The organism is Cobetia sp. MC34 (genome assembly GCF_018340035.1).
In the GTDB taxonomy this organism is placed as follows: Bacteria; Pseudomonadota; Gammaproteobacteria; order Pseudomonadales; family Halomonadaceae; genus Cobetia; species Cobetia amphilecti.
In genome coordinates this window covers 79,081-91,163 of sequence record NZ_JADPPY010000006.1, presented here as the reverse complement: position 1 = coordinate 91,163, position 12,083 = coordinate 79,081, and the positions used below count along the sequence as shown (strand labels likewise).

General features: G+C 64.6%; 9 protein-coding genes. All 9 read right to left on the bottom strand.

Annotated elements, in window-relative coordinates:
- Positions 1–324: 324 nt before the first annotated feature.
- The 9 genes from hflC to IZU87_RS05150 all read right to left on the bottom strand — a co-directional run bounded on the left by hflC (position 325) and on the right by IZU87_RS05150 (position 11,928).
- A complete protein-coding gene (gene hflC, locus IZU87_RS05195) occupies positions 325–1,206 on the bottom strand; it encodes a protease modulator HflC (RefSeq protein WP_043335206.1) in 882 nt (293 codons plus the stop codon).
- On the bottom strand, positions 1,206–2,426 hold the full coding sequence (hflK, locus tag IZU87_RS05190) for an FtsH protease activity modulator HflK (RefSeq protein WP_043335204.1): 1,221 nt from the start codon (positions 2,424–2,426) through the stop codon (positions 1,206–1,208). The genes hflC and hflK overlap by 1 nt, the downstream gene beginning before the upstream one ends.
- A 388-nt stretch (positions 2,427–2,814) precedes the next feature.
- Positions 2,815–4,185 carry a ribosome rescue GTPase HflX gene (hflX, locus tag IZU87_RS05185; protein WP_052384759.1) on the bottom strand — a complete coding sequence of 457 codons (1,371 nt, stop codon included), beginning with the start codon at positions 4,183–4,185 and terminating at the stop codon, positions 2,815–2,817.
- A 15-nt stretch (positions 4,186–4,200) separates the two neighbouring features.
- Positions 4,201–4,449, bottom strand: coding sequence for an RNA chaperone Hfq (gene hfq, locus IZU87_RS05180; protein WP_043335203.1), 249 nt, complete (start codon positions 4,447–4,449; stop codon positions 4,201–4,203).
- A 114-nt stretch (positions 4,450–4,563) separates the two neighbouring features.
- Positions 4,564–5,547: a tRNA (adenosine(37)-N6)-dimethylallyltransferase MiaA gene (gene miaA / locus IZU87_RS05175; protein ID WP_213113896.1), complete on the bottom strand. Its 984-nt coding sequence runs from the start codon at positions 5,545–5,547 to the stop codon at positions 4,564–4,566.
- 60 nt (positions 5,548–5,607) lie between these two features.
- Positions 5,608–7,917 carry a DNA mismatch repair endonuclease MutL gene (gene mutL, locus IZU87_RS17625; RefSeq protein ID WP_249330444.1) on the bottom strand — a complete coding sequence of 770 codons (2,310 nt, stop codon included), beginning with the start codon at positions 7,915–7,917 and terminating at the stop codon, positions 5,608–5,610.
- A 163-nt stretch (positions 7,918–8,080) separates the two neighbouring features.
- Positions 8,081–9,535, bottom strand: coding sequence for an N-acetylmuramoyl-L-alanine amidase (locus tag IZU87_RS05160; protein ID WP_213113895.1), 1,455 nt, complete (start codon positions 9,533–9,535; stop codon positions 8,081–8,083).
- A gap of 121 nt (positions 9,536–9,656) precedes the next feature.
- On the bottom strand, positions 9,657–10,142 hold the full coding sequence (gene tsaE / locus IZU87_RS05155; protein WP_213113894.1) for a tRNA (adenosine(37)-N6)-threonylcarbamoyltransferase complex ATPase subunit type 1 TsaE: 486 nt from the start codon (positions 10,140–10,142) through the stop codon (positions 9,657–9,659).
- Positions 10,123–11,928 (bottom strand): NAD(P)H-hydrate dehydratase, encoded by a 1,806-nt coding sequence (locus IZU87_RS05150; RefSeq protein ID WP_213113893.1) that lies wholly within the window; start codon positions 11,926–11,928, stop codon positions 10,123–10,125. Before IZU87_RS05150 ends, tsaE begins: the two co-directional genes overlap by 20 nt.
- Between the last annotated feature and the right edge of the window lie 155 nt (positions 11,929–12,083).

The following is a 12,083-nucleotide window of genomic DNA, read 5'->3' as shown; positions in this document are numbered from 1 at the left end:
GACAAGGGGTGACTCGTGACGCGAGGAAATTCACCCGGCTGGCGTGCGTGACAAACGCGACGCCTGCGAGGGATTTCACAGCAGCCGACCGAGACCCGTGAAGCAAGGTCCTGCTCGACGCTTTCCTGTCGGCCTTGCGCCTGTGCATGAAAAGCGGCCACAAAAAAACCGGGCGGTGCCCGGTTGCAGGAGTCTAGCATGAATCCTTGTGGGATGAACCCCGCGAACCTCTCGAGCGACGTTCATCCACTGCGCGGCCTCTGATGCTGCCAGAGGCCGCGCGCAACATCCCCGAAGGCGAGCCTTCGGGCTTGATGATGCTGCTTACTTGCTACCACCCTGCGGGTCCTTGAAGAAGCGGAAGAACTCGCTGTCCGGCTGCATGACCATCATGTTGCCATCGCCCTTGAAGCTGTCGCGATAGGCCTGCAGTGAGCGGTAGAAGCGGAAGAACTCGGTATCCGCCCCGTAGGCACCGGCATAGATGGCAGCGGCGGAGGCATCGCCCTCACCGCGCAGGGTCTGCGCCTGCTCTTCGGCCTGCGCGAGCAGAACGGAACGGCGACGATCGGCATTGGCCTGGATCTTCTCGGCCTGCTCCTGACCCTGGGCACGATACTCACGTGCCTCACGCTGACGCTCGGTCTTCATGCGCTCATAGACCGCCTGGGAGACTTCGTCCGGCAGGTCGATACGCTTGACGCGGATATCGAGAATCGACACCCCCAGTTCCTTGCGCATCACCTCGTCGAGCTCTTCGGTGGGCTTCTTCATCAGCGCGTCACGCTGCTCGGAGATGATCTGCACCAGCTCGAGCTTGCCGAACTCGTTACGCAGACTCTCGTCGACACGCGGCGCGATCAGGCGCTCGGCCATCTGCTCGTCGCCGGAGGTCGCTTCGTAGTAGCGCTTCGGATCGACGATCTTCCACTTGACGAAGGAGTCGACGATGACGGCCTTCTTCTCGCGGGTCAGATAACGGCTTGCCTGGGCATCCAGCGTCAACACGCGCGTATCGAAGGTACGGATCGTGTTGTAGACCGGCAGCTTGAAATGCAGGCCGGGCTGGATGTTGTCTTCCACCACTTCACCAAACTTGAGCTTGATGGCGCGCTGGGTCTCATCAACCGTGTAGAGGCTGTTGCTACCAAGCCAGGCCACTACGGCCAGACCGGCGACGGCCATCAGTGAGCGATTGTTGATCATTAACGACCCTCCCGACGGATGCTGTTGCTGCTGTCAGTGCTCTGGCTGCGGCTCAGGGCATCACTCGCCTGTCGGGACACACGGTCCAGCTCGCTACGACTCATGCCACTGCTGTCTTCGGCGGCAGCACTGGACTTGTTGGCCAGCTTGTCCAACGGCAGGTACATGAGGGAATTGCCGTTCTCGACATCCACCAGCACCTTGTTGGTCTTGCCGAGCACTTCACCCATGGTTTCCAGATACATGCGCTCGCGGATGATTTCCGGCGCCTTCTGGTACTCGGTCAGCAGGGACGTGAAGCGGTTGGCCTCACCCTGGGACTTCGCGACCACGGACTCCTTGTAACCCTCGGCTTCCTCGATGATGCGCTGCGCCTGACCCTGGGCTTCCGGGAGAATCGAGTTCTCGTAGGCCAGTGCCTGGTTGATCGTGCGCTGACGATCCTCACGCGCCTTGATGACGTCATCGAAGGAATCCTGGACCGCTGCCGGCGCAGAGGTGGACTCGACGTTGATGGTCTGCAGCGTCAGACCGACACCGTAGTTGTCCAGATAGGACTGCAGGCGCGACTTGACGTTGCTGGCCAGCAGTTCACGACCGGAGGTCAGGATGTCGTTCATGTCGGCACTGCCGACTTCGTGACGCAGCGCAGAGTCCATGGCGTTCTCGAGACTGATCTCGGGCGCACGGACGTTGAGCAGGAAGTCACGCGGGTTGGACACCTGATACTGCACGGACATCTGGACTTCGACGATGTTCTCGTCCTGGGTCAGCATCGACTTGGTCTGGGAGAGCGAACGCACCTTGGTGACGTTGACCTCACGCACATCGTCGATGATCGGCGGATTCCAGTGCAGGCCCGGACCGACGATGTCGTTGTACTTGCCGAAACGCAGCACGACGCCACGCTCTGACTGATCGACCAGATAGAAACCGGAAGCCGCCCAGATGGCGACCAGGATGACACCGATGATACCCGGCAGTGCGAAGGCATTGGTGCTGCCACCGTTGCCGCCATTGCCACCGGCACCGCCACGACGCTTGCGGCCATTGCCGAGCATGCCGTTGAGCTTGTCCTGGAATTTCTTCAGCGCTTCGTCGAGGTCGGGCGGTCCACCATTGCCACCGCCGTTACCCCCGCCCCCCTTCTTGTCCCCGTTGCGGCCACCGCCGCTCCACGGGTCATGCTGGTTGCCGCCACCCGGCTCATTCCAAGCCATACGTCGTCTCCACTCAGTCGATGTTCCGCTCGTCATTATGATGACGCCGCCCTGCCAGCTGCGACCGGTTCCTTGCCTTGAGCCTGATGGCCTCCGGCGACCGATTCTCTCGTACGGCATGGCGACGCGTCCCTTGCGGGAGAAGGCCATGGCCCTGCCCGACGGCCATCGTCCGTCGGACGGCATCCAGCCAATCCTGCTGAATGCCCGCTGCTCTGACGCGCAGGTCATGCCCTGCGCGAGGGCATCCATCGTCATTCGTGCGCGGCGATGGATGCCGGGTAGTGCTTGCCACTGCCTTGCGACAACGGTGCGCTGCTGCGTCGTGCGCCACTTCTCATCGAGCTGCCGCGCAGCGCACCGGCGCAAGTCTCGTTACCAGACGGTATCAGGACTTGTGCGTGACCGACACGCGATGCTTTTCCGCGCGTTCGGCGGACAGCTCACGCTGCCAGGCTTCACGGTCGTCATGCTCACCGCCGAGATAATCTTCAGGCGATTCACCAAGATGCGACAACAACTGCAGAAAGTCGCGTTTCTCGAGACGAATGTCCAGCAGCGCATTGCCCTGCTCGTCATATTGCTCGTCCTTGACCGCGTCCAGCTCGTGCAGGCCTGCCCGCAGACGGGACTTGGCAGGCCCCAGCGTCAGCTGCATGGAGATGACGTTGTCGGACAGCAGCTCGGCGAAGGCCTGCATCAGCAGATCCAGCCCCTTGCCGTCGCGTGCCGACAGCCACACCGCCAGCGGACGACCGAAGCCATCACGCTCGATGCGCGGCGCCATGTCGAGTCGATCGATCTTGTTCATGACCAACAGACGCGGCACATCACCGGCATCGATCTCGCTCAGGACGTGATTGACCTGCTCGGTATTGCGGTCATTCTCCGGGTCTGCGGCGTCGATGACATGTACCAGCAGATCCGCTTCCGCCGCTTCCTGCAGGGTCGCCTGGAAGGCTTCCACCAGCTTGTGCGGCAGATGACGAATGAAGCCGACGGTATCGGCCAGGACTGCCGGACCGACATCCTCGAGCTCCAGACGACGCAGCGTCGGGTCCAGCGTCGCGAACAGCTGATCGGCGGCGTACACCTCGGAGGTGGTCAGCGCATTGAACAGCGTCGACTTGCCGGCGTTGGTATAGCCGACCAGCGACAGGCTCGGGATCTCGGCACGCGCACGGGCACGGCGGTTCTGATCGCGCTGCTTGTGCACCTTCTCGAGTCGCTTGTGGATCGACTTGATACGGGCGCGCAACAGGCGACGGTCAGTCTCGAGCTGGGTTTCCCCCGGGCCTCGCAGACCGATACCGCCTTTCTGACGCTCAAGGTGGGTCCAACCCCGCACCAGGCGGGTGGACATGTACTCGAGCTGTGCGAGTTCCACCTGCAGCTTGCCCTCATGGGTCCGCGCACGCTGGGCAAAGATGTCGAGAATCAGACCGGTACGGTCGATGACGCGACACTTGAGCGTGGCTTCGAGGTTACGCTGCTGGGAAGGACTCAATGAATGGTTGAAAATGACCAGCTCGGCTTCGTGCACGGCCAGGGCCTCTTGCACTTCCTCAAGCTTGCCTTCTCCGATGAACGTACGGGAGTCGGGGCGGGGCCGGCTACCCTCGATGAGGGTCGCCGGCACGGCGCCTGCCGAACGTACGAGTTCGAGGAGCTCACCGGCATCCTCGCGTTCTTTTTCGTCCCGGAAATTGACATGCACCAGGACGGCCGTTTCACCGGCTTCGGGTCGTTCGAAGAACAATCAGCGCCTCTAACTTCAGCTTTCTGTGGACGGCACGCTCGGATCCTGGGCCGGCAGGCGCACATTGCGCGACGGCACCACGGTCGAGATAGCGTGCTTGTAAACCATCTGGGAGACAGTATTGCGCAGCAGGATCACGAACTGATCGAAGGATTCGATCTGGCCCTGCAGCTTGATGCCGTTGACCAGGAAGATCGAGACCGGGATACGTTCCTTGCGCAGGATGTTCAGGTACGGGTCCTGGAGTGATTGACCTTTGGACATGTGACTCTCCGTAAAAATGTCTCGTTCGAGGTAAGTATGGTTATGTTCGCCAGCGCTCCGGGTTGCCCTCTTGAGGGGGCTTCACGGGCGCGGGTCGTGACCGCTCATGTTACGCTAAGTGCAGGTCTGGCGCACGATTTTCAAGGTTTCACTGTAAGGATCTACACCCATGGAATCCACCGGGTGAATCCCCTGCCAGCTCCGCAACCAGGTCAACTGTCGCTTGGCGAGTTGACGCGTCGCGATGATGCCGCGTTCGCGCATCTCATCCCGGCTCAGATGGCCATCGAGAAAATCCCACACCTGACGGTAGCCGACACAACGTATCGAGGGCAGGCCCGCATGAAGCTCCGGACGTGCCTTCAGCGCTTCGACCTCGGCAATGAAGCCCTGTTCCAACATCTGATCAAAACGCGTCTCGATACGTTCATGTAACACGGCTCTATCGTGGGGCGCCAGTGCGATCGCTATCGGCCGGAACGGAAGTTCCGCCTTCGGCTGCTCCGCGAGCAGCTCGCTCATCGGGCGCCCGCTGATCAGACAGACCTCCAGCGCGCGTGTCAGCCGCTGTGGATCAGTGGCCCGAATGCGCTGTGCCGTGGCCGGATCAAGCCGCGCCAGCTGCGCATGCAGCGCCGGCAGCCCCTCGGACTGGATACGCGCCTCGAGCTCCGCGCGCAGCTCGGCATCCGCTGCCGGCAGCTCCGCCACGCCTTCCAACAGACGCTTGAAATACATCATGGTGCCACCGACCAGCAGCGGCATCTTGCCGCGGGACTGGATCTCGGCGATATGCGCCAGCGCATCGCGACGAAACTCGGCGGCGGAATAGCTCTCCAGCGGGTCGAGAAAGTCGATCAGGCGGTGTGGCGCTCGGGCCAGCTCTGCCGCGCTCGGCTTGGCCGTGCCGATATCCATGCCGCGATAGATCAGCGCCGAATCGACACTGACCAGCTCCGCGCCCTGCTCCTCGTGCCAGCGAATGGCGAGGTCGGTCTTGCCGGAGGCCGTCGGCCCCATCAACAACACGACAGGCGGCTTGTCAGCCACCTCAGACGCGTGGTGTCGGGAATCTTCAGGGGGTTGAATCTGGGTCATGGCCTATTGTCTGGGCTGGGAGGTGAATCAGGGGTGAACCGCGACGATACGGGGCGTCATCTACTGGCCGCGCAGGAACAGCTTGTCGAGCTCATGCATCGAAAGCTCGGTCCAGGTCGGTCGGCCATGATTGCATTGCCCGGAGCGCTCGGTGCGCTCCATGTCACGCAGCAGGGCATTCATTTCCGGAATCGTCAGACGGCGGTTGGCGCGCACGCTGCCGCGACACGCCATGTCGGCGAGCAGCTCATTCATGTGCGCCTCCATGCGGTCACTGCGCCCATAGCGCTCAAGATCTTCCAGCATGCCGCGCACCAGGGGCTCCACATCGGCATTGCCGAGCACGACCGGCACCTGACGCACCAGCAGTGTTTCCGGCCCGGCAGCGTCCAGCTCGACGCCCAGACGCGTGAACGCCTCGGACTCGCGCTCGAAGGTACCCATCTCGCGCGCACTGACCGCCAGCGACACCGGCACCAGCAGCGGCTGGGCCTCCAGATGGCCACCACCATGCACATGCTGCTTCATGCGCTCATAGGTGATGCGCTCGTGAGCGGCATGCATGTCGACCATCACCAGCCCGCGCGAGGTCTGCGACAGGATGTAGACGCCGTGCAGCTGCGCCACGGCGTAGCCCAGCGGCGGGGTGTCATCGTCGTCACTCTGCGCCGGCAGACCACGCATCACCACTGCCGAGCTGCCTGAGACCGAACCGCCCGAGACAGAGCCACTAGGGCCAGACGGCGCCGACATGCCAGGCCCTGCGTCGCTGGAAGGCGCGCCCGCCGGCGCCGAGTCGACCCGCCAGCCGGGCGCAGCTTCCCCGACACCGGCCTGCGCACTCCCCAGTCCTGCGCCCTGCCCTGGCCCGTCACCCTCGCGGCCACCTTCACCCAGCGTGACACGTGGTGCACGCCGCGCCTCACGTTCGGCACTGGCGATCGCCGCCGGATCGTTGGCCACGCCCGCACCGCCTGCGCCGCCACCCGGCGTCAGCAGATGATCTTCGCTGGGGTGCAGTGCCCGATAGCCGGCCATGAACTGACGCACACGCTCGGCACTCAGGCGTTCGCTGGAGCGACCATCACCGGCAGGCGGCAACTGCGAGGAAGGCTGCCAGGGGGCCGCAGGGCGGCCTGCAGGCGCGCTCGACGAGTCGTCCCCGGCCTGCGGACCGGCCGATGTCGATTGCTGCTCTGAGGCGGCATTTGGCTGGGCATCCTGCTCCTGACGACCGAGACGCATGCCCTGCTGCTGCCAGCCGGGGTCCTCTTCCTTCTCCTGCCCCTCGATGCCGGTAGGCGCGGCGCTGTTGTCACCGGGGCGCACCTCGGCCAGCGCCTTGTGCAGGCTCGAGAACAGGAAGTCATGCACCAGTCGCCCGTCCCGGAAGCGCACTTCGTGCTTGGTCGGGTGAACGTTGACATCCACCACTGTCGGGTCGAGCTCAAGATAGAGCACGAACACCGGATGCCGACCATGAAACAGCACATCGCGATAGGCCTGACGCACGGCATGCGCGACCAGCCGGTCGCGCACCACGCGGCCATTGACGAAGAAGTACTGCTGATCGGCCTGGGCACGCGAGTGCGTCGGCAAGCCCACCCAACCGGACAGACGCAGGCCGGAGGCCTCGATATCCAGATGCAGCGCATGCTCGAGGAAGTTGCGCCCTAGCAGCGCACCGATACGCCGCTCCACCGTCAGGGTGTCTTCACCAGCGCGCAGCTGGTGCACCACCTTCTGGTTGTGACGCAGCGTCCAGCCGATGTCGTGGCGTGACAATGCCAGCCGCCGGAAGCTTTCCTCGACATGACCGAACTCGGTCTTCTCGGTACGCATGAACTTGCGGCGCGCCGGTGTATTGAAGAACAGATCACGCACCGCGACGCTGGTGCCACGCGGATGCGGCGCCGGGGAGACGCGCGGCGCCATCTCGCGCCCTTCCGCCACCACGCGCCAGCCGTTGGCCGGCCCATCCGAGACATTCGAGAACAGCTCCAGCCGCGAGACCGAACTGATCGAGGCCAGTGCCTCGCCCCGGAAACCGAGGCTCGCCACGCCCTCGAGATCATCCAGGCTCTCGATCTTGCTGGTCGCATGCCGTGACAGCGCCAGCGGCAGGTCTTCCTCGGTGATGCCGCAGCCGTTGTCGCGCACGCGGATCAACCGCGCACCGCCACCTTCCAGCTCCAGCTCGATGCGGGTGCTGCCGGCATCAATGGCGTTCTCGACCAGCTCCTTGACCACGGAAGCCGGCCGCTCCACGACCTCACCCGCCGCGATCTGGTTGGCAAGGCGCGGATTGAGGATACGGATCCGTCGCTCGCCAGGGCGAGCGGGCTGCATGTCGGTCAGCTCGTCAGACATCGATAGACTCCTGGATACACGAGCGAAAAACGCCGCTTCTCTGAAAACGATACTGTCCGCCGACCCAGCCACGGCAAGCAACGCATGCCGGAACTGCTTCAGCGGACAGTGTCTGCGCCCCGCCAACGCAAGGCGCGGTCAGGGCGACTTCATGACGTCAGGTTCAGCTGCGTGGAATCTTGAGCAGCTGACCCACGCGCACCGTGTCGCCACTCATGTTGTTGGCCTGCTTGAGGGCCGCTATGCTCACGTTGTGGCGCTGGGCCACTTCCGACAGCGTATCGCCACTCTTGACGCGATATTCGCCGCCGTTGCCACCGCGTGCCTGGCTGCGCTGCCATGCCAGCAGACTTGCGGGCGGCGGATTGCGCTCGAAGTGGCTCTGGATTCCCGAGAAGATCGAGCGCGCCAGCTTCTCCTGATAGGGGCCACTGTTGAGATTGCGCTCTTCCTGGGGGTTGGAGATGAAGCCTGTCTCCACCAGCAGCGAGGGGATATCCGGCGACTTGAGCACCACGAAGCCCGCCTGCTCCACCTGACGCTTGTGCAGGGAATTCATGCGCCCGAGGTTGGCCAGTACGCCGCTACCCGCCGCCAGCGAATCGTTGAGCGTCGCGGTCATGGTCAGGTCGAGCAAGACGCCACGCAGCATCTCATCCTTGTCATTCAGGCTGAGATTGCCATCCACGCCCCCGATCAGATCAGCACGGTTTTCGGTGGCGGCCAGCCAGCGTGCGGTCTCGGACGTCGCCCCGCGGCTTGAGAGCGCAAAGACCGAGCTACCATGCGGGCGCGGGCTGTTGAAGGCATCGGCGTGAATCGAGACGAAGAAGTCCGCCTTCTGCTCACGCGCGATCTCGGTGCGCTTGCGCAGCGGAATGTAGTAATCGCTGTTGCGGGTCAGGATGGCCTTGAAGCCGGGCTGAGCATCGAACATGCGCTTGAGGCGCTTGCCGATCTTGAGCACTACATCCTTCTCCCGGGTCCCGCTGGGGCCGCTGGCGCCCGGGTCTTCCCCGCCGTGGCCAGGGTCGATCGCGATGATGATGTCACGCTTGGGATGTGCCGCCGCCTGGGTATTGACCACAGGTTCCGCCGGTTCGCCTTTCAGCTTGCGCTTGGCCGCAGCCTGTTCCTGCTCGCGGATACGGGCCTCGATGGGGTCGATGGGATTCTCGACCGCCGATTCGCCGGGGAACTCGAGATCCACCACCAGGCGATTGCCGTACTTGGCATTCGGCGCCAGCGTGAAGTCCTTGGGATTGACCGGGCGCGTCAGGTCGAGCACCACACGCAGGGCATCCCCCTGACGTCCGCTGCGGATCGACTTGATGGCGCTGCCTTCGAGATTCAGCGCGGCGAACTTGCGCTCGACCGCGGCACTGGCCACTTCACTGCCGGCAAGGTCGATCACCAGACGGCGCGGATTGTCGAGACCGAAGACCTTGGCCTTGGCGGCACTGTCGAGATCGAACACCAGCCGCGTGTGGTCCGGTGCGGTCCACAGGCGCAGGTTCTCGACCTTGGCGGCCAGCGCCTGCGGCGCCAGCACCAGACTGGCAAGCGAGCAGACGACGCCACCCGCCAGCCAGCGACGGAAGCTGCGCGCCAGACGCATACGGGGGATTTTGGACGCTATTTCAGGCATCAGACAGGATGACCCAGACAGAAAGAACATGAATGAAGATAACGAATGATCGGACACTGCGCCGCCAGACATCGCAAGCGGAACGGCGCCATCATGCCTGATAGGTTCGGCGCTCGGCCAGTGTTGCCAACCAACCCTCACCTCGCGGTGTCAGGGCAGTCAATTCGGCCTCGCGTCCTTCGTCGGCGACGAACAGCGTGATGCGCAGATCCGGCGTGGGCAGAAAGCCCTGACCACAGCTCGGCCACTCGATCAGCGCCAGGCTGTCGGCGGCGAGCAGATCGCGCCCCCCGATGAACTCGAGCTCTTCAGGGTCGGCGAGACGGTAGAGGTCGAAGTGGTTGATGTGCCACTCGCCACCCTCGGCCCGTGGCAGCACGTAGGGCTCCACCAGGGTGTAGGTCGGGCTCTTGACCGCACCCTGGTGACCATAGGCGCGCAGCACGCCGCGGGTCAGGGTCGTCTTGCCCGCCCCCAGCTCACCCTCCAGGAACACCAGCCCGCGGCCGGCAAGGATATTTCCCAATTGAGTGCCGAAGGCAACCTGGGCGTTTTCATCAGACAGAAGTATGCGCATCTCGGGCCCGTGGATTGAGCAATAAATGCATATAGGATGCCAGATCACCTGCGAGCAGGCCACGTTCACCACGCTCCTGTACCGCCTGGTCGGCCGCCAGGGCATGCACCAGCACCCCTAGCCGCGCCGCCTGCGCCATGGCGCGCGTGACTCGCCGAGCCTGCGCCGCCTCATCCTGGGAGGAACGCGGCTGGCGTGCATCGAAGCCGCCGTTGAGCGCCTGCGCCGCCAGACCCGCGATGATGCCACCCAGCACATCGCCCATGCCGCCACTGGCCATGCCCGGATTGCCGTAGGGGCAGAGCGCCACCGCCGGCCCCTCGAGTACCCCCGCAGGGCTCGCCACCAGACTGCCCGCGCCCTTGAGGACCACGCTGCCGCCGAAACGCTGCTGGAGTGCTCTTGCGGCTGCGATCCGGTCGTGTTCGACGTCCGCCACACTGCAATCGAGCAAACGCGCGGCCTCGCCGGGATGCGGCGTCAGCACCCAGTCGTCGCGACGGATGATGTCGCCTTCGCTCGCGCGCCAGGCCAGCAGACTCAGGCCATCGGCATCCACGACCAGCGGCTGACCCGCCGCCAGCACCCGCGACATGCCGCCCCAGCCCCACAGCATGCTCTCGAGACTCTCCGTGCCCATGCCGGGCCCGACCAGCGTCACGCTGGCCTGTGCCAACTGTGATTCCAGCACGGCGAAGCCATCGTGGTTGCTGCCCTCCGGGCCACTCTTGAGGCCGCGCGCCATGACCTCGGGGCAGCGTGTCAGGCTGGCGCTGATATGCGCGGGCGCCGTCAGCAGCGCGACCTTGCCGGCCCCGGCCCGCGCCGCCGCCTCGCTGGCCAGCAATACCGCCCCCCCCAGCCCCGGCCCGCCGCCGAAGACCAGCACGCTGCCGGTATCGCCCTTGTGGGCCAGCGGCGAGCGCGGCACCAGCTCGGACTCCAGCCAGCGCGGTGTCAGCCGCTGCACGGCATCCTCTGCCAACAAGGCCGCGGTTCGCGACTGCGCGACCACCTCCGGCAACACGCGCGCCGCGCCCAGGCGCGCCAGACTGACGTGCCCGGCGTGCAGCTCGGCGCGCCCGGTGTGCAGGCCCGGCTTGTCGACCAGGAACGTCAGCGTCACATCCGCTTCCACGGCGACACCCGCTACCGCGCCCGTCGCGGCGTTCAAGCCTGAGGGCACATCCAGCGCCATGACATGCACGTCCTGCTGATGAGCGTGATTGATGCGCTCGATGGCTTCGACCACGCTGCCGCGCGGCGCATCGCGCAGGCCGATGCCGGTCAGCGCATCCACCAGCAAGGGCCAGCCCTTGAGCAGCGCATCCGCCGCCTCCTCATCGGCCTTCGGCCATGCCAGCGTCTCGACACCAGCCTCGCGCGCCGCGATCGCGGCCAGCTGCGCATCACCGGTCAAGGCATCCTCCGGCGTCAAGGCGATGACTCGCACCTCGAAGCCCGCCAGCAATGCCAGGCGCGCCAGCAGATAGCCATCACCGCCATTGTTGCCGCCACCACACAGCACGCACAGCCTGCGCGCCTCCGGCCAACGCTGACGCAGCAGATCGAACGCCGATTGCGCGGCGCGCCCCATCAGGCGCTTCTCCACCGGCGCCTCGCTCTGGCCACTGTCAGCGGCGACGGTCTCCTCCGCGAGCATCCAATGCTCCAGATCACGCAGCGCCGCCAACGGCCACAGACAGTTGACCGAACGCCACAGCGTCATGGTCGCCGAAGATGCCGGGGGGCAGGTCTGGTCAGAGGTCGATTCGTGCGCTGTCATGCCTACACTCCTTGTCTGGATATCCATTGCCTGACTGGATGTTCGTTGCCTGTCTGGACGCTCGTTGACTGCCTGGATGTGCGTTGCCTATCGTGAGGCATGGCGCTGCATGCCGCCTTCCTTTCTACTGCGCCTTACCTGCCGTGCTCACGCCG

Excerpts from the sequence above, each read along its gene's own strand:
- hflC (WP_043335206.1), bottom strand. The coding sequence starts at position 1,206 with ATGATCAACAATCGCTCACTGATGGCCGTCGCCGGTCTGGCCGTAGTG.
- hflK (WP_043335204.1), bottom strand. The coding sequence starts at position 2,426 with ATGGCTTGGAATGAGCCGGGTGGCGGCAACCAGCATGACCCGTGGAGC.
- hfq (WP_043335203.1), bottom strand. The coding sequence starts at position 4,449 with ATGTCCAAAGGTCAATCACTCCAGGACCCGTACCTGAACATCCTGCGC.
- miaA (WP_213113896.1), bottom strand. The coding sequence starts at position 5,547 with ATGACCCAGATTCAACCCCCTGAAGATTCCCGACACCACGCGTCTGAG.
- mutL (WP_249330444.1), bottom strand. The coding sequence starts at position 7,917 with ATGTCTGACGAGCTGACCGACATGCAGCCCGCTCGCCCTGGCGAGCGA.
- IZU87_RS05160 (WP_213113895.1), bottom strand. The coding sequence starts at position 9,535 with ATGCGTCTGGCGCGCAGCTTCCGTCGCTGGCTGGCGGGTGGCGTCGTC.
- tsaE (WP_213113894.1), bottom strand. The coding sequence starts at position 10,142 with ATGCGCATACTTCTGTCTGATGAAAACGCCCAGGTTGCCTTCGGCACT.
- IZU87_RS05150 (WP_213113893.1), bottom strand. The coding sequence starts at position 11,928 with ATGACAGCGCACGAATCGACCTCTGACCAGACCTGCCCCCCGGCATCT.